The following is a 25,855-nucleotide window of genomic DNA, read 5'->3' as shown; positions in this document are numbered from 1 at the left end:
TGAAATTAAGTAACCCTATGATGATAGAGATATGACGAATTTACTTATAATTGTACCAAGTGGAATTGAAATGGTTCTACGACAGGCAAGCTTTGGAAACCGCGATAGCTTATAATTGTACCAAGTGGAATTGAAATGTCGTAACGTCTTATTTGCTACCTCGTTACGACCGCTTATAATTGTACCAAGTGGAATTGAAATCAAAAGTGGGTTAAATTGCGTAATGCGAAAATGGCTCTTATAATTGTACCAAGTGGAATTGAAATAAAAAAGTTATGAGGAGGAATAGGATGAAAGAAGTACTTATAATTGTACCAAGTGGAATTGAAATAATTTTGCCTTGATAGGGTGAAATGGACGGAAGGTCTTATAATTGTACCAAGTGGAATTGAAATCTAACAATATATTTAGAGAGTTGCTGTATATATGTCTTATAATTGTACCAAGTGGAATTGAAATATGTAGGATATCTCCTTTCTCTCTATAAGCGTGTCCTTATAATTGTACCAAGTGGAATTGAAATCTCTTTAATTAAAGGGTTGAACGTTCATGATATGAACTTATAATTGTACCAAGTGGAATTGAAATTCTTCTGTTACCGCCTGAAAAGCATAATAGATCGGGCTTATAATTGTACCAAGTGGAATTGAAATACTGGACGGGATGACTGAATCCGAAGCCTCCGGCGAACTTATAATTGTACCAAGTGGAATTGAAATTTAAGGTTGTACGTCTCATTAATGCCTTACACTTCGCTTATAATTGTACCAAGTGGAATTGAAATATAATTTCTTTTTTTGTAATGTTATTAGCCATTTTACTTATAATTGTACCAAGTGGAATTGAAATTTCTTATGATGAGCATTGGATTTACGATAAGTTATGCTTATAATTGTACCAAGTGGAATTGAAATTGGAGGATTTAATACAAGCCTTGCGGGGACTACTCTCTTATAATTGTACCAAGTGGAATTGAAATAATTTTTTGAAGATCGATTCTGTGTAGTCGAAATGTCTTATAATTGTACCAAGTGGAATTGAAATGTCTTATGCCGACAGTCGGGTTACCCACATCAAAGCACTTATAATTGTACCAAGTGGAATTGAAATGCCGATTCAAAAATAGATTTAAGACAGAAAAAACAGCTTATAATTGTACCAAGTGGAATTGAAATCCTTGTCAATTTGAAAAAGAGCGATTTAACGAAGTAATTCTTATAATTGTACCAAGTGGAATTGAAATCGATTATGGTTTCGTGGGTGGAGGGTAAACCGCAATCTTATAATTGTACCAAGTGGAATTGAAATTTTTCGAAAACATCCGTTCTCCTCTTTGACATATACTTATAATTGTACCAAGTGGAATTGAAATAAATTCACCCCTTCCGGCTTCAATCCCGCCCCTACAACTTATAATTGTACCAAGTGGAATTGAAATACGGACATATAATATTCTTTCATATTTCCTTTTTTTCTTATAATTGTACCAAGTGGAATTGAAATCGCATTAGAGCGGGTGAAACGTCACGCTATCGTGTACTTATAATTGTACCAAGTGGAATTGAAATAAGAGTATATCAAAACGGAAGCCTATTACAAACGAACTTATAATTGTACCAAGTGGAATTGAAATTAGTAATTGCTTGTTTTAAAAGGGTCTACCGCATCGTCTTATAATTGTACCAAGTGGAATTGAAATAATACTCATATTCACCGATTGTCTTATCCTCTTTTTCTTATAATTGTACCAAGTGGAATTGAAATCCACTTCATCGGGCTTTCTTTCAATTTCAACCAATCTTATAATTGTACCAAGTGGAATTGAAATATTGTAGGCTCCACCTTACTGCATGATGCAAGGACTACTTATAATTGTACCAAGTGGAATTGAAATCTTTCAGGATAACCGGTAACGACATATCGATCATCTCTTATAATTGTACCAAGTGGAATTGAAATCCAGTACCGGCATCCGACTATATGATGGTAGAATACTTATAATTGTACCAAGTGGAATTGAAATTCGCATACGGCGCGGCGTTCATTCGCAACAAATGCCTTATAATTGTACCAAGTGGAATTGAAATAGGGTGTGAATGGAGAGTTTTACCCCTGTAGCCTGACTTATAATTGTACCAAGTGGAATTGAAATACATTATCCGAAAGGACAATTCCTCTCTTCTCCGCTCTTATAATTGTACCAAGTGGAATTGAAATATGACTTGCGCTTTTGCTTTCTGATAAATAGCATCTGCTTATAATTGTACCAAGTGGAATTGAAATTTCATTATCTGAACGATTTCACTTTTTTCGTCGACGCTTATAATTGTACCAAGTGGAATTGAAATACCGTTAGGACTGACGAAGGACGTTTTACCGAATATACTTATAATTGTACCAAGTGGAATTGAAATTAATGTACAGGTATCTACCATGAGGGGCAATCCGGTCTTATAATTGTACCAAGTGGAATTGAAATATGATATCCGCCAGTGCACCCTGGCTCCCCATAAACCTTATAATTGTACCAAGTGGAATTGAAATATGTAGGATATCTCCTTTCTCTCTATAAGCGTGTCAATCTTATAATTGTACCAAGTGGAATTGAAATATTTTAACGCTACACATGCGTTCGGCGCGCCCTTTACTTATAATTGTACCAAGTGGAATTGAAATCCTCGAAGCTCTTGCATTTAATATGCTTATAAAAAACTTATAATTGTACCAAGTGGAATTGAAATTCCTTAAATTGCATGATTAAATAGGCGGCTTCGGAGACTTATAATTGTACCAAGTGGAATTGAAATACCGGTAAGTGCCGGCAAGATGGAGCTATCTACTTTCTTATAATTGTACCAAGTGGAATTGAAATTTTAATTTTAAAATGGATGTTCAAGCGGCTTTGAACTTATAATTGTACCAAGTGGAATTGAAATTTTTCGAAAACATCCGTTCTCCTCTTTGACATATAACTTATAATTGTACCAAGTGGAATTGAAATGGAATGCACTTTTGCGAAAATCCTTTTGACGTCTTCCTTATAATTGTACCAAGTGGAATTGAAATCCTCGTACCCTGAAAGAGTGTAGGCAGGCTATTAATACTTATAATTGTACCAAGTGGAATTGAAATAACTTTGCCATCTTGCTTGTTATCCTCCTCTACTTTACTTATAATTGTACCAAGTGGAATTGAAATATAGTTCCGTATTGGTACATTTAAATCTCCGGCCGACTTATAATTGTACCAAGTGGAATTGAAATTCCGTAAAGTCAAGCACCTCTTTAACCGCCTTCCACTCTTATAATTGTACCAAGTGGAATTGAAATACAAAAGGGGAATTTCTGAAATGTTCTTCCCCGCCGCTTATAATTGTACCAAGTGGAATTGAAATTTTATCCCCTGTATGGAATATACGTGCTCAATATTCCTTATAATTGTACCAAGTGGAATTGAAATTCCGTAAAGTCAAGCACCTCTTTAACCGCCTTCCACTTATAATTGTACCAAGTGGAATTGAAATTTTAAAAGTTTTATCATATTGTCCGTTACTGTTTTACTTATAATTGTACCAAGTGGAATTGAAATTAATGTACTAATAAATAAGGTGGATCAATTTGGTAAACTTATAATTGTACCAAGTGGAATTGAAATAAGATAAACGGTTTTACGTGTAAGAATCATGACAAACTTATAATTGTACCAAGTGGAATTGAAATTGGGAAGCTATTAACAAAAGGAGACGATTCAGTTTTTCTTATAATTGTACCAAGTGGAATTGAAATTACGAAGAACCTAAATGCGATGGGGCTTACTTTAGCCTTATAATTGTACCAAGTGGAATTGAAATAAGGCTCTTTCTTGTGCATCCTCCGCCCGAGAAAAAACTTATAATTGTACCAAGTGGAATTGAAATTTGAGATAGGCTTGCCGTTCTCGTCTATATCGCCCCCTTATAATTGTACCAAGTGGAATTGAAATTCGTATGAAGCTTTGTTAGCCGTAACAAGTTGGGTACTTATAATTGTACCAAGTGGAATTGAAATTAAAATTAAACCAGAGGGCATCAAGCGATTTTATATCTTATAATTGTACCAAGTGGAATTGAAATTCCAGAAACGGGGAACGTGCTATTTGCGACCGATACTTATAATTGTACCAAGTGGAATTGAAATTTTTTAATCGATTTTGAATATACAAATATACAAATACTTATAATTGTACCAAGTGGAATTGAAATATTTCGTTTCAGAGCAATTAAACGGAAATGAAAAGACTTATAATTGTACCAAGTGGAATTGAAATTCGAGAGACACTTGCTCACGAATGCCGGGGATTTGCCTTATAATTGTACCAAGTGGAATTGAAATAAATCACGGCGAACATTGAAGTTTTCCATCACCACGCTTATAATTGTACCAAGTGGAATTGAAATTCACCGGCTTTCGCTTTTGATTTTTTCTTTCCTTTCTTATAATTGTACCAAGTGGAATTGAAATTCTTCATAGATGGAGGCAATGTCTCGCGCCGCCTTTCTTATAATTGTACCAAGTGGAATTGAAATTATCATTGCCCTGATGAAACTCGAGAGAATTAGTAACTTATAATTGTACCAAGTGGAATTGAAATAAGAAAACAGCGATCAATAAAGAACTGGATAGCTTACTTATAATTGTACCAAGTGGAATTGAAATAAATTCACATACTCCCCACCATACATTATGTAATGACTTATAATTGTACCAAGTGGAATTGAAATGCGTTAATTTGCCCTCCAAGCTCTTTCGCTCTTCACTTATAATTGTACCAAGTGGAATTGAAATGCGGAAATAAACATCTACGAGATACCTGAATTCAACATCTTATAATTGTACCAAGTGGAATTGAAATTTACTCGAGGATAGTTTAGGTCAAGCAAAAGAAATGGCTTATAATTGTACCAAGTGGAATTGAAATATGTTTACCGCCCCGCTCCCTGAATAAGGCACGGACTTATAATTGTACCAAGTGGAATTGAAATTTTGCTGGTCTTGCAACATGATATATGTTTGAGCTCCCTTATAATTGTACCAAGTGGAATTGAAATATGGGTGAAAGATATTGCGATGCAGTTTTTCGTTAATCTTATAATTGTACCAAGTGGAATTGAAATATGAATTGAAACGGCAAGTTACCGCTTCTCAATGCAACTTATAATTGTACCAAGTGGAATTGAAATTGGTGAGGGGTTAAGGAGCAAGTATATTGCAGAAGACTTATAATTGTACCAAGTGGAATTGAAATCTACTGATTGTAAGTTGAGGCGGCCACCGATTGGAACTTATAATTGTACCAAGTGGAATTGAAATCCGCTTATGTTGACAGTCGTTGAAACGCTGTCTACCCTTATAATTGTACCAAGTGGAATTGAAATATAGGATAAGATATGAAGCTGAGCAAAGAACATAAAACTTATAATTGTACCAAGTGGAATTGAAATCTGCTAATAAAGGACTGACATTTTTAGAAACTTCAACTTATAATTGTACCAAGTGGAATTGAAATTAGGTAATTGCGCCAAGTGGTCTGAAAAACCTTTGTCTTATAATTGTACCAAGTGGAATTGAAATAGCTTCATGCTGAATTTTATTAATGATGTGCCAACCTCTTATAATTGTACCAAGTGGAATTGAAATCCGATCACCCACGTTGAGAATTGAAGCGTCCTTTCCTCTTATAATTGTACCAAGTGGAATTGAAATTCATGTTTTGAGCCGCTTTGCTTGCCAGTGCTCCTAACTTATAATTGTACCAAGTGGAATTGAAATCAAAGTATATTATCCCGGCCGTCAGTCCGGCGACAGCTTATAATTGTACCAAGTGGAATTGAAATTTTCAGGATCCGACAATTCAACCACGTGAGGGATATACTTATAATTGTACCAAGTGGAATTGAAATTTATTATATGATAAAACAAACGGTCTCTCCGTGCCTCTTATAATTGTACCAAGTGGAATTGAAATAACATAAAATCGCCAATTCTCTTAAACTTATCATTGCTTATAATTGTACCAAGTGGAATTGAAATTTAATTATGTTCTTGACTACGATACAAGCCTGTACGCTTATAATTGTACCAAGTGGAATTGAAATCAAAGTATATTATCCCGGCCGTCAGTCCGGCGACAGCTTATAATTGTACCAAGTGGAATTGAAATACGAATGTTCGACAGGAATTAACGAAAACTCAACAACTTATAATTGTACCAAGTGGAATTGAAATCGAACATTAAGCTGTTCACCGATAAGCTTTTGAAACGCTTATAATTGTACCAAGTGGAATTGAAATAAAATAAAGAAGTATATTTGTGTTATCAAATAAATACTTATAATTGTACCAAGTGGAATTGAAATCATATAGCATCGTTTGAATATCCAAATAAAGCCCCACTTATAATTGTACCAAGTGGAATTGAAATGTGAGAACCAAAAGTTTGCAAAGCTTCAAACACTCTCTTATAATTGTACCAAGTGGAATTGAAATACAGTAATACTGCCGCCATAACCGTCAGGTTGCGATCCTTATAATTGTACCAAGTGGAATTGAAATCCAATAACCACACCCACTCAAATAAAACGGTGTTGGCTTATAATTGTACCAAGTGGAATTGAAATAGTATACCGCAATTAAAACTAAGGGCAAGATATAATGCTTATAATTGTACCAAGTGGAATTGAAATCATATAGCATCGTTTGAATATCCAAATAAAGCCCCACTTATAATTGTACCAAGTGGAATTGAAATGGAGTAATTGGACTAGTAGCGGGCGGTAGTGTTTCGCTTATAATTGTACCAAGTGGAATTGAAATCACTTGAAACAGTTAACACCGATGCGGCAAAGAATGCTTATAATTGTACCAAGTGGAATTGAAATCAGACAGGTATTTTTACAGTAATAATCCTTTAAAACTTATAATTGTACCAAGTGGAATTGAAATATTTTAGTTTAGGCTGCTTTACTTTACTCTCTGTCTTATAATTGTACCAAGTGGAATTGAAATTTATTATATGATAAAACAAACGGTCTCTCCGTGCCTTCTTATAATTGTACCAAGTGGAATTGAAATAAAAGAGGGCGGGGCAAGATTTATTAGAGACGTTACTTATAATTGTACCAAGTGGAATTGAAATATATTATATTTCCTTTGTAACTCTGATTGCGATTTAGCTTATAATTGTACCAAGTGGAATTGAAATTCGAGTAGGACAGCGTTGCAATAAGCCGATAATGGCACTTATAATTGTACCAAGTGGAATTGAAATAGCGTTAACAGGATCGTCCTTTGCCGCGTTGAAGTACTTATAATTGTACCAAGTGGAATTGAAATACAATTGTACGCTTCATGGCTGTAATAAGCCTTTCCTTATAATTGTACCAAGTGGAATTGAAATTTATTTTCTCTACGCAATGTAAGTGCTGGAATAACTCTTATAATTGTACCAAGTGGAATTGAAATTTGCTATCAACAGGCATTAGCATGTTTGCCCAAACACTTATAATTGTACCAAGTGGAATTGAAATTAAGAAAATCGCCATGCTTGTACTTCGGCTCCTCCACCTTATAATTGTACCAAGTGGAATTGAAATGCATGAGCGAATGTACCAAAATTTCTAGCACCAAAACTTATAATTGTACCAAGTGGAATTGAAATAGGAGTACGGCAGAGGCAGGGGGAAACCGTACGGTCACTTATAATTGTACCAAGTGGAATTGAAATACCGATACTACCTCTTTCTCCCAGGTCGGTGTAACCCTTATAATTGTACCAAGTGGAATTGAAATGGAATAGTATCTATCTGACACCAGTTAGAAAAAATAACTTATAATTGTACCAAGTGGAATTGAAATTTATACACCTCAACCATTTCTTTCCTGGAAGGTCTCTTATAATTGTACCAAGTGGAATTGAAATATTTAACACCTCACGATGTACAGGCTAATCGTTCTTCTTATAATTGTACCAAGTGGAATTGAAATACCATGTCTCCAATTTCGATTCGTGATTTGTTTGTTCTTATAATTGTACCAAGTGGAATTGAAATTGTATTTGGTTAAATTATTCGGGATAGAAAAGGCTTACTTATAATTGTACCAAGTGGAATTGAAATATCTATAAAAGCCCCTGTTAATATCCTTTTGGGATGCCTTATAATTGTACCAAGTGGAATTGAAATTTGTTCTCTCTACGCAATGTAAGTGCTGGAATATCTCTTATAATTGTACCAAGTGGAATTGAAATTTCGGGGCTGATGACTATCCAAGCTTGACAACCCAGACTTATAATTGTACCAAGTGGAATTGAAATACATTTCAAATATTCCTGCCATTGTTTCACTCTCGTTCTTATAATTGTACCAAGTGGAATTGAAATCACTTGAAACAGTTAACACCGATGCGGCAAAGAATGCCTTATAATTGTACCAAGTGGAATTGAAATACCATCAATCTGTCACGGTACTCGATTTTCGTTTCCTTATAATTGTACCAAGTGGAATTGAAATCTCTCTATCTCTTCAATAGTGATGCTGCCTGCCCTGCTTATAATTGTACCAAGTGGAATTGAAATTTCTCACATACTAAAGCTGATTGAATTGATTAGAGACTTATAATTGTACCAAGTGGAATTGAAATTTTTTAGGTGGAAGTGGTCTCCCATCCTCCTTTTTTCTTATAATTGTACCAAGTGGAATTGAAATATTGTTGATGCCGTTTTGCTTATAGCATCTCTTACGTCTTATAATTGTACCAAGTGGAATTGAAATACGAAATCCTTCGCTTCCCAGCTATATAACGTCAACGCTTATAATTGTACCAAGTGGAATTGAAATTCTTTTTCCGGTAATTCTTTTTCAGGGTCTCTCCAGCTTATAATTGTACCAAGTGGAATTGAAATTTCAAAAACAAAGGGTTAACCGGTGAAGTGGCAGTTGCTTATAATTGTACCAAGTGGAATTGAAATCTATTCATGTAATGCCATATTGCCATCCTTTTAATCCTTATAATTGTACCAAGTGGAATTGAAATCTCACATACGTGACAGTACAACTGCAATTAACAACACTTATAATTGTACCAAGTGGAATTGAAATAGAAAAATTACGATGAGATTATAGCGGACAGTGCCTTATAATTGTACCAAGTGGAATTGAAATAAATCAGAAAGAGGGTGCGTCGAGATTTATTAGAGACTTATAATTGTACCAAGTGGAATTGAAATTCGACTATCTGAAATTGCTCCTTCTCCGGAATAGCTCTTATAATTGTACCAAGTGGAATTGAAATTTCTTAACGATATGGTTCATCCTTGATGGCGGCACGGCTTATAATTGTACCAAGTGGAATTGAAATGAAAAATCGTAATATAATTGAGCTTCTTTGCCGTAACTTATAATTGTACCAAGTGGAATTGAAATTTAGAAAATTACTTCAACGCGGCAAAGGACGATCCTGCTTATAATTGTACCAAGTGGAATTGAAATCATGATGAATACTTAAGCCTATTAATTGACGCTGACTTATAATTGTACCAAGTGGAATTGAAATATGGTTAAAGCAGCTATTGGAGCAGGGACTAATGACTTATAATTGTACCAAGTGGAATTGAAATTAAGAAAATCGCCATGCTTGTACTTCGGCTCCTCCACTTATAATTGTACCAAGTGGAATTGAAATTTTCCAACCTGCTCCATCGACCAGCCAGCGGCGTTGCTTATAATTGTACCAAGTGGAATTGAAATTTATATTAATGAAGCAAAACCGAAATCATGCATCATTCTTATAATTGTACCAAGTGGAATTGAAATTTATATTAATGAAGCAAAACCGAAATCATGCATCATTCTTATAATTGTACCAAGTGGAATTGAAATAAACAATGTGTTATCTTTGTAGTGTTCAGTTAAACAACTTATAATTGTACCAAGTGGAATTGAAATTAATCAGAACCTCCACCTCCGCCACTATCGCCAGCACCACTTATAATTGTACCAAGTGGAATTGAAATTAGGGAAGTGATGACCATACCATCATACGTGCGCCACTTATAATTGTACCAAGTGGAATTGAAATTCCTTGATGGCGGCACGGTGTATAATTCGAGTGCCCTTATAATTGTACCAAGTGGAATTGAAATTCATTTACTTTGTCGGTTATTTCTTCATCTTCATCCTTATAATTGTACCAAGTGGAATTGAAATGAAGGATTGCGCACCATATTCGATGTTTGGTTTTTCTTATAATTGTACCAAGTGGAATTGAAATTCCTGATAAAATAATTTGACTGATAATGCACTGATACTTATAATTGTACCAAGTGGAATTGAAATTTTATGTAGCCACTATCTATATGCAAAAAATGATTTCTTATAATTGTACCAAGTGGAATTGAAATTTGGCAAGTCAAAATCACAAAATAAATGGGGCGAAACTTATAATTGTACCAAGTGGAATTGAAATAACATACAACATTATATATGGCGAGGAGACAGATAACTTATAATTGTACCAAGTGGAATTGAAATTTAAAAAAGGATGTCTGGGATGAGCTGGCAAGGCGCTCTTATAATTGTACCAAGTGGAATTGAAATAGCAAAAGTGCGGAAAAAATCAAACATCACCCATGCTTATAATTGTACCAAGTGGAATTGAAATTTACTTCCTGAACCTAGCGTTGTGCCGACTAAGCTTGCTTATAATTGTACCAAGTGGAATTGAAATTAGAATTTGGCAATGGGAAGCAGGGGATTGGAATATCTTATAATTGTACCAAGTGGAATTGAAATAACGATGCTATATGTGATTATCTAAATGGTTTTAAAACTTATAATTGTACCAAGTGGAATTGAAATAGAGCCTCGGCGGAGAAATAAATGTATTTGAAAATACTTATAATTGTACCAAGTGGAATTGAAATTAGAGTGTATGCCAACTAACCCTGCTTCAGTAGTTTGACTTATAATTGTACCAAGTGGAATTGAAATGCGTTAACTTTGCTAACACATTAATGTTATCCTGACTTATAATTGTACCAAGTGGAATTGAAATATAAATCTATGCGCATATCCCAAGAATTTAGCCCAAACTTATAATTGTACCAAGTGGAATTGAAATTTAGGAGGTTTGATAGTTTAGGTCTCAAGAAAAATTCTTATAATTGTACCAAGTGGAATTGAAATCAAGTCAATGAAGGTTTATAAGAATCACAAGTCAACTTATAATTGTACCAAGTGGAATTGAAATGGAGTTATAGCAATCGGCTTGCAAACAGGGTACTCCTTATAATTGTACCAAGTGGAATTGAAATCTATTCATGTAATGCCATATTGCCATCCTTTTAATCTTATAATTGTACCAAGTGGAATTGAAATAGAGCCTCGGCGGAGAAATAAATGTATTTGAAAATAGACTTATAATTGTACCAAGTGGAATTGAAATGAGGGAGAACAGGTTTTACTGTTTTATGCTTTTATCCTTATAATTGTACCAAGTGGAATTGAAATATGTTTGACTTACCGCATCACGAAATAGTCGATATAGCTTATAATTGTACCAAGTGGAATTGAAATACAAGAACAAGAACAAGGAGTATGAAAACAGAAGCAGACTTATAATTGTACCAAGTGGAATTGAAATTAATACCTTTAATGCTTTTTCGTACCAAAATTGTCTATCTTATAATTGTACCAAGTGGAATTGAAATCTTGCTGTTGCCTGTGCTGCCTGTGCCGCTGTATTCTTATAATTGTACCAAGTGGAATTGAAATATGCCAACAAGCAGGCAAATGAGGAGATTCGAAAGTCTTATAATTGTACCAAGTGGAATTGAAATCAGGTTGAAATACAGCGTGCGAATATACAGGATAAACTTATAATTGTACCAAGTGGAATTGAAATTCGAAAAACATATAGAAGAATTGATGTACGCCGAACTCTTATAATTGTACCAAGTGGAATTGAAATATTAGTGGTAAAAAGTTTACATGTTTTTGACAAGTACTTATAATTGTACCAAGTGGAATTGAAATATTGCCCCTATCCACGTTTTATTATTATTGAAAAGACTTATAATTGTACCAAGTGGAATTGAAATAGTTCTTTGCAAAGTAATGAAGATTTTTTTTTAAGTCTTATAATTGTACCAAGTGGAATTGAAATAAAGGAATATCCCCCCCTTTAAAAATAGTGTTGATATCTTATAATTGTACCAAGTGGAATTGAAATTTTCCAAGAAGTTATTTGAATATGAAAGTGAGGCTCTTATAATTGTACCAAGTGGAATTGAAATTTATACGATAAATCTGATAATTTCTTTTTCTTCATCTCTTATAATTGTACCAAGTGGAATTGAAATATGAAATAAGTCCCGAAAAACAGCCGTACTTTTTTGTCTTATAATTGTACCAAGTGGAATTGAAATTTATTAACAGGAAAAATTAATCTAGCTTTACTAAAGCTTATAATTGTACCAAGTGGAATTGAAATATTGAAGAAATAGTGCCGGATGATGCTGTTTCGTTAATCTTATAATTGTACCAAGTGGAATTGAAATTTTCCAAGAAGTTATTTAAATATGAAAGTGAGGCTGCTTATAATTGTACCAAGTGGAATTGAAATCAAATAAATTCAAATTCTCTTGGTAACCGGCGAACGCCTCTTATAATTGTACCAAGTGGAATTGAAATATTATGAAAACAACGATAAAATTTAGGAACAAATTCCTTATAATTGTACCAAGTGGAATTGAAATATCTTATATTTTATATTTAATGGAGCGAAAGATGCACTTATAATTGTACCAAGTGGAATTGAAATTTTAATGCGTAGGTGTTTGTAGATGAAATATATAACTTATAATTGTACCAAGTGGAATTGAAATCAAGTATTAAGGCTGACGAACCAATGCCAGTATTGACTTATAATTGTACCAAGTGGAATTGAAATTCCGGAAGAGCGTTCACGATATCGATCTTGCCTCCGCTTATAATTGTACCAAGTGGAATTGAAATAAAGAAACGCAGGCAATGTTATCTCGAATTGATTGCCTTATAATTGTACCAAGTGGAATTGAAATTCCCGATCCTCGATGAACCCGTCCTTCCCCGGTTTCCCTTATAATTGTACCAAGTGGAATTGAAATTTATTGAAATATTCCCGGCCGCGTTCCCATTGGCCACTTATAATTGTACCAAGTGGAATTGAAATTCTTCCTGATCTTCGAATAAAGAGCGCATACCCGTACTTATAATTGTACCAAGTGGAATTGAAATATTGCTCGATTGATGTAATCGATACAATCGGAAACGCTTATAATTGTACCAAGTGGAATTGAAATCGCTATTGATCGAGGAAGCCGCGGCCAACCTTTACCGCTTATAATTGTACCAAGTGGAATTGAAATAAGTAGAAGATGTAGCAGCAACTATCGAACGTTATTCTTATAATTGTACCAAGTGGAATTGAAATTGCCTTATAACAGTTACGTATAGTGGCTGTTATATACTTATAATTGTACCAAGTGGAATTGAAATAAAGCAACTATAGATATGAAACAAAATAAAATCATTCTTATAATTGTACCAAGTGGAATTGAAATCAGGATCGAAATACAAAAACAGGATCCGGAAGATACCTTATAATTGTACCAAGTGGAATTGAAATGATGTCATTACCGGTGTATCTTCATTAGCTTTCGCGCCTTATAATTGTACCAAGTGGAATTGAAATTTTCCAAGAAGTTATTTAAATATGAAAGTGAGGCTGGCTTATAATTGTACCAAGTGGAATTGAAATCCCAAGGTGTTCTGGATTGCCAGTGAACTTAACTTAACTTATAATTGTACCAAGTGGAATTGAAATTATTTACCTCTTGCTTGCTGAGTAACGACATACCTTCTTATAATTGTACCAAGTGGAATTGAAATCGAATGATGAGTTATCATGACGGTTATAATCGACCCTTATAATTGTACCAAGTGGAATTGAAATTATCCAGTGAGCTGCTTGTTGTTTGCCGGGCATACGCTTATAATTGTACCAAGTGGAATTGAAATACGGGAGTAGTAAAATCGGAGTGCTCACTGTTGAAGCTTATAATTGTACCAAGTGGAATTGAAATAGGTTAAGGTAACCGCCAACGGTGAGATTGTCCGGCCTTATAATTGTACCAAGTGGAATTGAAATGCTATAAAAGGGGCGGTATCTTCTTTAGGAAAAGGGCTTATAATTGTACCAAGTGGAATTGAAATAGCGTTAAGGGGATTGTCTCCTGAAATGCAAAGCGCCTTATAATTGTACCAAGTGGAATTGAAATCCGTTTTATAAGGAAACGGATGACAAAGAATACAATCTTATAATTGTACCAAGTGGAATTGAAATTCGGCTTTAATGTATTTCTTGTTATGCCACTCATAGCTTATAATTGTACCAAGTGGAATTGAAATTCTCGAATAATATCCGGGATTGCACGTGTGAAGATGCCTTATAATTGTACCAAGTGGAATTGAAATTCCTACCCAAAAACCCGTTCCACTTTTGGAAAAATTGACTTATAATTGTACCAAGTGGAATTGAAATATTTTATTGTTGTCCGGAAGGGCTGATAAGGAAAGAACTTATAATTGTACCAAGTGGAATTGAAATTTATAACGGATACAGAACCTCCTATGAGGCAAATGGCTTATAATTGTACCAAGTGGAATTGAAATTTATATTTTACAGCCTTAACCGTCCTTTGCCCGGTATCTTATAATTGTACCAAGTGGAATTGAAATTGAATGAGCGCCTTTTCAAAGTAGCAAACTGTTTTTCTTATAATTGTACCAAGTGGAATTGAAATACTTGAACAAAAGGGCCTGACGGAGAAACAATATGCCGCTTATAATTGTACCAAGTGGAATTGAAATTATTCAGGGTATAATTGCGTTCGCCGGTTTGTTCGACCTTATAATTGTACCAAGTGGAATTGAAATTTAAAACCTTCCGTTTCTGAAACATTAGCTTTAGGACTTATAATTGTACCAAGTGGAATTGAAATATCAATTCATGAATGTTCTCTATAAATCCAAATCCGGCTTATAATTGTACCAAGTGGAATTGAAATCCGGAAAGATATACCGGATAGGCTATTACGGTGTGCTTATAATTGTACCAAGTGGAATTGAAATAAAGAATTGATAGAATTAGTAGGTATAGGTACTGCCTTATAATTGTACCAAGTGGAATTGAAATTGTTGATGCTTGCTTTTTGCCTTTTATTTTTACAGAAATCTTATAATTGTACCAAGTGGAATTGAAATAGAACATAAGATAATTGTCGCGGGTTTGCGCTGTATTATCTTATAATTGTACCAAGTGGAATTGAAATTCCGTAACCGTCGTTTCCTTTATTCTCAAAGAAGGGCTTATAATTGTACCAAGTGGAATTGAAATTTCATCTCTTTTGCTTCTTTCAGAAATTCACGGCGCTTATAATTGTACCAAGTGGAATTGAAATTCGAGGATCGGGACGAATTGTTTCCATGACCGGATCTTATAATTGTACCAAGTGGAATTGAAATTAATGTACAGGTCTCTACCATGAGGGGCAATCCGGCTTATAATTGTACCAAGTGGAATTGAAATATGATCAGGGTGAGATTGAAAGCGCTCAACCGATAGAACTTATAATTGTACCAAGTGGAATTGAAATTCGCTTGGGGCGATGAATATTTTTCAGATTCCACCAACTTATAATTGTACCAAGTGGAATTGAAATTTCAATGGGTTCTTTTACAAACTGGATCTGTTAGTAACTTATAATTGTACCAAGTGGAATTGAAATGCTTAAATTTTTCCGTTATAATGTTGGAGCCTGATTCTTATAATTGTACCAAGTGGAATTGAAATGAGGAATACAAAAGACGCGTAAACTTAATAAAAATTAACTTATAATTGTACCAAGTGGAATTGAAATATACGAGCGACAGACAAGAACCTTAGAAGTAACTAACTTATAATTGTACCAAGTGGAATTGAAATCGTTGTCCTGTGTGTTGGCATACATAAGTGTACTCGCTTATAATTGTACCAAGTGGAATTGAAATTGAATGGTACCAATGTGCCGGGTGCCATTGTACTCTTCTTATAATTGTACCAAGTGGAATTGAAATCCGTGTTTACTGCTTTTCCACTTGTTTGGTTTAGTGTCTTATAATTGTACCAAGTGGAATTGAAATATCAGAGTGCTTTTGCTCTATAGCATGCATCTGGTACTTATAATTGTACCAAGTGGAATTGAAATATACTTTCGCCCTCTAGTGCCTCGTATTGCTGTATACTTATAATTGTACCAAGTGGAATTGAAATAGCGAATGAATATATAAGACAAAAATGGATGTACGCTTATAATTGTACCAAGTGGAATTGAAATTTTCTTAATATATGTTTTCGCATGTTATCGATGTCTCTTATAATTGTACCAAGTGGAATTGAAATTAAATGGTACCAATGTGCCGGGTGCCATTGTACTCTTCCTTATAATTGTACCAAGTGGAATTGAAATTTTGCATATTCGCTTCTTTAGTTTCGTTCGCAATTTCTTATAATTGTACCAAGTGGAATTGAAATATGTTAAATTCTCCTGTGCTTGTATCTATAGCGGTTCTTATAATTGTACCAAGTGGAATTGAAATAGGAAATAGCAGACTACGAGCAAAACCTAAACAAAGCTTATAATTGTACCAAGTGGAATTGAAATTACATTCAATACATTTTCCACATCCCACGGCGACGTACTTATAATTGTACCAAGTGGAATTGAAATATACGAGCGACAGACAAGAACCTTTAAAAGGTTAAAAACTTATAATTGTACCAAGTGGAATTGAAATTACTACATTATTTTAATATTGTTTTTCCCTGCTGCCTTATAATTGTACCAAGTGGAATTGAAATGTCATATTTCTGTTATTAAAAATTGTTGTACCTTTCTTATAATTGTACCAAGTGGAATTGAAATTTAAGAAAAGACGCGATAAAGGTACAACAATTTTTAACTTATAATTGTACCAAGTGGAATTGAAATATATTTTCCTGAAATTGTTCGCCCTTTTCCGAGTCTTGCTTATAATTGTACCAAGTGGAATTGAAATAGAATAGGGCGCGTAATACCATGGAGTATTTTAAACTTATAATTGTACCAAGTGGAATTGAAATCTTGTATGTAATCCCATATTTTGTATAGCTCCATGCTTATAATTGTACCAAGTGGAATTGAAATGCGACAGCGAGAAAAAAAGGTATTGATAATACAATACTTATAATTGTACCAAGTGGAATTGAAATATGCTTTCGCCCTCCATTGCCTCGTATTGTTGTATACTCTTATAATTGTACCAAGTGGAATTGAAATTTTACTGTCTTCCCTCTTAAGGTAATTGCTTCCTACTTATAATTGTACCAAGTGGAATTGAAATTGTGCAGCATGGCGTTGTACAGCCTTATAGGTACCCTTATAATTGTACCAAGTGGAATTGAAATGGAAGTAATAAGTAACGCAGAAGTAGGAAAAGACCCATCTTATAATTGTACCAAGTGGAATTGAAATCTCCTTTTTGTGTATATTTCAGGCGCCCCGTCTGTCTTATAATTGTACCAAGTGGAATTGAAATTACGTATAGTCGTACATTTGCCTGTTTAGGTTTTGCTTATAATTGTACCAAGTGGAATTGAAATTGACTTTAAACAGGCGGTATGAAATAGAAGAAACAGCTTATAATTGTACCAAGTGGAATTGAAATTTATATCCGCTTGATATTCAATCATTTGGATGTTTGTTCTTATAATTGTACCAAGTGGAATTGAAATATTATAATTCCTGAACCTGATTTGTATAAGTTTATCCTTATAATTGTACCAAGTGGAATTGAAATTGCACTCGATGCATTTTCCACATCCCACGGCGACGCTTATAATTGTACCAAGTGGAATTGAAATTGTCTAGCCCTACGTTTAGCGCGTTCATGTGCAACCTTATAATTGTACCAAGTGGAATTGAAATGCGTATTGATAAATACAAAACAGAACTTGCCGAATTGGCTTATAATTGTACCAAGTGGAATTGAAATTTTTTGTTAAATCATCCCGCCCTCCCGCCTTCGTTTCTTATAATTGTACCAAGTGGAATTGAAATTTGTCTGGAGATTTACGTCCCAATCGTTCCCCTGGCCTTATAATTGTACCAAGTGGAATTGAAATTGCGTTGACCTGCTATAATTGTGTAGTTCGGTTTCCACTTATAATTGTACCAAGTGGAATTGAAATAGAAATTCTGCGCGTCTAGTCTTCCGTTTGCAAATATCTTATAATTGTACCAAGTGGAATTGAAATATGTGTGTTATATCTGCTGCTTGCCCTTTTAAATGTCTTATAATTGTACCAAGTGGAATTGAAATGAAATAACAAAAACGCAAAATTTATAACACTTACATTCTTATAATTGTACCAAGTGGAATTGAAATTGAAGCAAGTAGCACTACCAGGGGACAACTTTAAAATCTTATAATTGTACCAAGTGGAATTGAAATCTATTAAGGTAATTGTTTCCTATTCCGCTGCTTGTTACTTATAATTGTACCAAGTGGAATTGAAATGAAGATGGCTGCGCTCACGCCCGGCAGCTACTCGCTTATAATTGTACCAAGTGGAATTGAAATCAAATTAGCGATGAAAAGTCCTGGCCATTGTCCTCTCTTATAATTGTACCAAGTGGAATTGAAATTTGTACGATATTCCTGAACTGCCCGAGCCGGTGGTGCTTATAATTGTACCAAGTGGAATTGAAATTTTCTTTAAATACATCCCCTTCCGACAAAGGGTTGTCTTATAATTGTACCAAGTGGAATTGAAATTTGAGACGGAGCAGCCGGCGGGTTACGAGGAGGACGACTTATAATTGTACCAAGTGGAATTGAAATTACGTATTCGATTTTGCCGTCCGGAGCAGGCTCGAGCTTATAATTGTACCAAGTGGAATTGAAATTTTGCTGAGGGTTACCCGACGCAAGCCCGGTAATCCCTTATAATTGTACCAAGTGGAATTGAAATTTATTATGTAGGCAGGAAAGCGCCGGAAAGTGCCACTTATAATTGTACCAAGTGGAATTGAAATCGGAATTAAAAAACGTTCTTAAAAGACTCGATAAAACTTATAATTGTACCAAGTGGAATTGAAATCCTACGAGATAGTACCGGATTTTAAAGTCCGGGTTACTTATAATTGTACCAAGTGGAATTGAAATACAATATCGAAATCAGGAGAATACATAGGATTAGGCTCTTATAATTGTACCAAGTGGAATTGAAATCGCTGTTCACGCCACAACTTACGATTTGCCTTATTGGCTTATAATTGTACCAAGTGGAATTGAAATTTAATAGTTGCACTAGATACACCTGTTAAATCAGCGCTTATAATTGTACCAAGTGGAATTGAAATTTTAGGAAGAAGAGCATTTAATTCTAGATATTCTAGCTTATAATTGTACCAAGTGGAATTGAAATGGGGATAATTCTTCTGAAGCATACTCGTATACACCCTTATAATTGTACCAAGTGGAATTGAAATTTCATTTGTCCGATTGAGCCGAATGGCGTAACCTCCTTATAATTGTACCAAGTGGAATTGAAATGTAATATGCCTTACAACTATTCCCCTCATTACAAACTTATAATTGTACCAAGTGGAATTGAAATGGATGTAATACAGAAAGTGGCTGAAAACAACCGGGACACTTATAATTGTACCAAGTGGAATTGAAATACAGTATACGCGCTAATAGTCCGCGTCGTACCGCTTCTTATAATTGTACCAAGTGGAATTGAAATCGGTATGTTGAACAGCTTCTTTCTTTTTTTGGCGTGAAGCTTATAATTGTACCAAGTGGAATTGAAATATGGAACCTTTCACAGTGGGAACGTGAAATGGCTTATCTTATAATTGTACCAAGTGGAATTGAAATGATGAACTTATTACTCAAATTATTACGGTTGTTTACACTACTCCCCAGTTGTAGGACAGGTATTATCACTTTATTAAGTGCGTTAAGATAAATATCTTCATACAAATTTATACTTATTATTTGGTTTATAATACTTTTCTTTCATTTTATTCGCTGTTTTTTCTTTAGCTCATGGAGCGAAGGCGTAGCCGAAGCGGAATGAGCTAAAAAAAGGCTCTCCCTATCAGGCCGTTTTCAGCCGTCCCGTTCCACATTGGAAGACTTCTATCGGCGGTCGGTAGCCAAGGCTCTGATGGAGCCTGTCGTGATTATAGAACCGGAAGTACCCGTTCAATCCCTTCCACAAACTGTTTCCATCGTCATACGCATGCAAATAGATGTGTTCGTACTTCACACTGCGCCATAAACGTTCAATAAAGATATTATCGATGGCACGACCTCTACCGTCCATACTGATGCGAATCTCATGCCTTTTCAGGCAATCGGTGTAAATATCCGAAGTGAACTGACTGCCTTGGTCAGAATTGATTATTTCCGGTGTTCCATGTACCGAGATAGCCTCTTCGATACAATCCACACACCATTCCGCGCTCATCGTGTTACTCAGGCTCCAGCCCACCACATAACGTGAGTAAACATCGATAATGGCAAACAAATACATAAACCCTTTCGACATGGGAATATAGGTGATGTCAATGGCCCAAACCTGATTCGGCCTGTCAATCTTCAGCCCTTTCAACAAATAGGGGTATTTGTGCCCATCCTTTCCCGGGATAGTGGTCCTTGTGCCCGGATAAAGGGTCTGCCAACCCACCATGCGCATTAACCGTCTGAGCCGTTTACGGTTGATTCTATACCCTAACAGGGTGAGTAAGGGTAGTACACTACTCCCCAGTTGTAGGACAGGTATTATCACTTTATTAAGTGCGTTAAGATAAATATCTTCATACAAATTTATACTTATTATTTGGTTTATAATACTTTTCTTTCATTTTATTCGCTGTTTTTTCTTTAGCTCATGGAGCGAAGGCGTAGCCGAAGCGGAATGAGCTAAAAAAAGGCTCTCCCTATCAGGCCGTTTTCAGCCGTCCCGTTCCACATTGGAAGACTTCTATCGGCGGTCGGTAGCCAAGGCTCTGATGGAGCCTGTCGTGATTATAGAACCGGAAGTACCCGTTCAATCCCTTCCACAAACTGTTTCCATCGTCATACGCATGCAAATAGATGTGTTCGTACTTCACACTGCGCCATAAACGTTCAATAAAGATATTATCGATGGCACGACCTCTACCGTCCATACTGATGCGAATCTCATGCCTTTTCAGGCAATCGGTGTAAATATCCGAAGTGAACTGACTGCCTTGGTCAGAATTGATTATTTCCGGTGTTCCATGTACCGAGATAGCCTCTTCGATACAATCCACACACCATTCCGCGCTCATCGTGTTACTCAGGCTCCAGCCCACCACATAACGTGAGTAAACATCGATAATGGCAAACAAATACATAAACCCTTTCGACATGGGAATATAGGTGATGTCAATGGCCCAAACCTGATTCGGCCTGTCAATCTTCAGCCCTTTCAACAAATAGGGGTATTTGTGCCCATCCTTTCCCGGGATAGTGGTCCTTGTGCCCGGATAAAGGGTCTGCCAACCCACCATGCGCATTAACCGTCTGAGCCGTTTACGGTTGATTCTATACCCTAACAGGGTGAGTAAGGGTAGAAGTCGCTCAACACCATAAAATGGAGTGGAAAGATATTGTTCGTCCAACCAACGCATAATCCCCAAATTCTCCTCACTTTCAGGAGAAGGGGTGTAGTACAACCCGCTACGGTGAATCGAAAGCAGCTTGCATTGACGCACTATACTCATCTCCGGAGATTGACGTTCGACCAATTCGCGGCGTACTTCCGGAGGCATCATCGCAGCTTTTTTTTTAACCAGTCATTGTCAACCTTCAATTCCCCTATCTGACGATAAAGTTCTGCTATCAGACGGTCTTTTTCTGATAATTCATCATGCCCGACACTCTTTTCAAAGACCTTGCTTCCTTCTTCCTTGAAAGAACGTTTCCACTGGCTTACCTGATTGGGATGCAAATCATATTTTTTACACAAACTTTCAATGGTTTCTCGTTCTTGCAATGCTTCCAACGCTACTTTGGCTTTAAATTCAGCACTGAATTTTCTCCGACTTCCTTTATTCATAATTCTTTGTCTTTTACGCACAAAGATACTACTTAACTTCTTGTCCTAATTTTGGGGAGTATTATATTATAATTGTACCAAGTGGAATTGAAATTTACAGAAAGGGCTGTACTATGAAAGAAGATGCTGTCTTATAATTGTACCAAGTGGAATTGAAATATTCCACACTCGTAAATATCTGCGTTGGTTTTCAACTTATAATTGTACCAAGTGGAATTGAAATGTTTTACATACTTGATATCGAACTTGACCGGATCACTTATAATTGTACCAAGTGGAATTGAAATAGGGAATTGAAAGAAGATCACAAGCGAATTGAGCCTTATAATTGTACCAAGTGGAATTGAAATATATTAAATACTATATTTGTGTTTCTAAAACAATTATCTTATAATTGTACCAAGTGGAATTGAAATTTCTTCGAAACTTGGAGGCTGGCAGTTCTTTGATGCTTATAATTGTACCAAGTGGAATTGAAATTAATCTTCCTGTTTATCCAATTTTTCCAAATCCCGTCTTATAATTGTACCAAGTGGAATTGAAATTCTTTTATAGCAGAGATTATTTCCATGCCACTATTGACTTATAATTGTACCAAGTGGAATTGAAATTAGATATAGTGCATATTACTCTATAGAAAGCAAAACTTATAATTGTACCAAGTGGAATTGAAATTTTATTGCGTCAAACCGGATGCCTGATTCAGCACAACTTATAATTGTACCAAGTGGAATTGAAATATTTTACCGTAAGCCCTTTCGATTACGGCCAGGCGCTTATAATTGTACCAAGTGGAATTGAAATACGGGTATTATCAGGCGGTTAAAGATTCGGATAAATCTTATAATTGTACCAAGTGGAATTGAAATCTCATTCCAGCAGGGAGCCGGCAAAGGCCTATATAAACTTATAATTGTACCAAGTGGAATTGAAATCGGCGTTCCATAATGTCCCAAATACGGCTCCAATGCTTATAATTGTACCAAGTGGAATTGAAATTTCTTTTTATATGCGCGTTCAAGCAACTGACTGAACCTTATAATTGTACCAAGTGGAATTGAAATTTTAAATACAAAGTAGATCCTGTAGCTTTTTACCCACTTATAATTGTACCAAGTGGAATTGAAATTATTATGAAATATTCGTAGAAGATTCGTCCGGTAACCTTATAATTGTACCAAGTGGAATTGAAATTTAATATATCCGCATGTCTAGCCTGATCCCTGACGGCTTATAATTGTACCAAGTGGAATTGAAATTTGAGTCTTACTTGCCATTGTCTTTTTTTCTGTTTCCTTATAATTGTACCAAGTGGAATTGAAATATTAGTGGTAAAAAGTTTACATGTTTTTGACAAGTATTCTTATAATTGTACCAAGTGGAATTGAAATTCTTACCGGCATACGTCGCTAAATATCGCTTCACGTACTTATAATTGTACCAAGTGGAATTGAAATATCTTTCTACTATCTCTACAAAACCGAAACTAACAACTTATAATTGTACCAAGTGGAATTGAAATTGGATTACTCGTGATGTTAAACAGCGCGCTTTGCGTGCTTATAATTGTACCAAGTGGAATTGAAATCCATTAGGGTCACCTGCTGCATATGCTGCAACCCCTGCTTATAATTGTACCAAGTGGAATTGAAATTTATATATGTACGAGCGAAACAAAAGACAAAAAGACTCTTATAATTGTACCAAGTGGAATTGAAATTTGATTTTGACTACTTTATCGAGGTCGATTAATTCCGCCTTATAATTGTACCAAGTGGAATTGAAATCCTCCACGTTGGTATCGCCATCGATCCCCGATTTCAACTTATAATTGTACCAAGTGGAATTGAAATTCCACAAACGCTTGATTTTTTTTGCCGAATTCCGGCTCTTATAATTGTACCAAGTGGAATTGAAATAGGGTAAAATTATACACTGGACTGATTTAAAATATTCTTATAATTGTACCAAGTGGAATTGAAATACGCTAGGTATTTTTGTATTATTAATTAAAAATCGAACTTATAATTGTACCAAGTGGAATTGAAATAAATGATTGGGCGGAGCACGACGGGTTGGATGTTGACTTATAATTGTACCAAGTGGAATTGAAATAACATAAACGGAACAGGAGAAAGGGTACCATCTCCTTATAATTGTACCAAGTGGAATTGAAATTTCATTGTTTGCAAGTTAACATCCCAATCATTGCCTCTTATAATTGTACCAAGTGGAATTGAAATAAATTTGTATCGTCTTTAAAATAGTTACTTACGGTTCTTATAATTGTACCAAGTGGAATTGAAATAACATAAACGGAACAGGAGAAAGGGTACCATCTCCTTATAATTGTACCAAGTGGAATTGAAATTTCATTGTTTGCAAGTTAACATCCCAATCATTGCCTCTTATAATTGTACCAAGTGGAATTGAAATAAATTTGTATCGTCTTTAAAATAGTTACTTACGGTTCTTATAATTGTACCAAGTGGAATTGAAATTTGAGTCTTACTTGCCATTGTCTTTTTTTCTGTTTCCTTATAATTGTACCAAGTGGAATTGAAATCGGGACTTCGCGGCTATCGAAAAAGATATAGAAAAACTTATAATTGTACCAAGTGGAATTGAAATACGAGGCGGAAGTGTATGAAATGTACAAGCAAAGGCTTATAATTGTACCAAGTGGAATTGAAATAAGTAGGGGTATAACTTATCCCCGAACGCGGGAGAAACTTATAATTGTACCAAGTGGAATTGAAATTCTATATTGTGTCTTGCGTCAAATTTGATTGGGTATTCTTATAATTGTACCAAGTGGAATTGAAATGAAGACAGGCAGAAGAGGCTATATCTCAACAATTTCTTATAATTGTACCAAGTGGAATTGAAATTCCATTGATCTGTAAAGTCGAATAATCCCTTGTCACTTATAATTGTACCAAGTGGAATTGAAATATTCTTTTTGTTTCCTTATAGCTTACCGCTCCCAAACTTATAATTGTACCAAGTGGAATTGAAATAATGTCTGGCTAAATGCAAACATACAAGCGACAGCGCTTATAATTGTACCAAGTGGAATTGAAATAAAGCACTTCTCCGGTAAGCGGAATACCGCTCTTTATTCTTATAATTGTACCAAGTGGAATTGAAATTTTATCCGATTTGAAGGTAATTGCATCATCTATGAACTTATAATTGTACCAAGTGGAATTGAAATATAGATAATCTCTATCTGCATTTAATTCAGAAAATGCTTATAATTGTACCAAGTGGAATTGAAATTAAAAACGTAAAGGGCGAATGGTTTAATCTGTCTGATCTTATAATTGTACCAAGTGGAATTGAAATCGTGTAAGGGTGAAGCTTGTTTTTAAATCCTCCCACTTATAATTGTACCAAGTGGAATTGAAATCTAAAAATACAAGGAAAATATATAAAAGATGCAGGACTTATAATTGTACCAAGTGGAATTGAAATATTACAGCAAAAAAAAACGGAATAAGGAACAGTATAACTTATAATTGTACCAAGTGGAATTGAAATATAGAACCTCGTTTCCCGAATTGGCAGACCCCTCTTTCTTATAATTGTACCAAGTGGAATTG

2 protein-coding genes, 1 pseudogene and 2 CRISPR repeat arrays (2 of these 5 running past the window's edge) are annotated in these 25,855 nt (G+C 35.1%); all 3 genes and pseudogenes read right to left on the bottom strand.

Annotated elements, in window-relative coordinates:
- Positions 1–20,038: a CRISPR direct-repeat array (repeat unit 29 nt; unit sequence CTTATAATTGTACCAAGTGGAATTGAAAT); it reaches 347 nt to the left of the window's first position.
- A gap of 256 nt (positions 20,039–20,294) precedes the next feature.
- Positions 20,295–20,918, bottom strand: a pseudogene (locus ABNK31_RS11465) (IS3 family transposase); the annotation flags it as partial.
- 190 nt (positions 20,919–21,108) lie between these two features.
- Entirely contained in the window at positions 21,109–21,966 is an 858-nt protein-coding gene (locus ABNK31_RS11460; RefSeq protein ID WP_418892547.1) for an IS3 family transposase, read from the bottom strand.
- Positions 21,963–22,250 (bottom strand): transposase, encoded by a 288-nt coding sequence (locus tag ABNK31_RS11455; protein WP_418892548.1) that lies wholly within the window; start codon positions 22,248–22,250, stop codon positions 21,963–21,965. Before ABNK31_RS11455 ends, ABNK31_RS11460 begins: the two co-directional genes overlap by 4 nt.
- 65 nt (positions 22,251–22,315) lie before the next feature.
- Positions 22,316–25,855: direct repeats of the CRISPR family, unit length 29 nt; unit sequence CTTATAATTGTACCAAGTGGAATTGAAAT (it continues 1,376 nt past the right edge of the window).

The sequence above is a fragment of the Limibacterium fermenti genome, assembly GCF_041902845.1.
In the GTDB taxonomy this organism is placed as follows: Bacteria; Bacteroidota; Bacteroidia; order Bacteroidales; family Dysgonomonadaceae; genus Limibacterium; species Limibacterium fermenti.
Note: the sequence above shows the minus strand (reverse complement) of the source record. Positions and strands in the feature narration are given on the sequence as shown.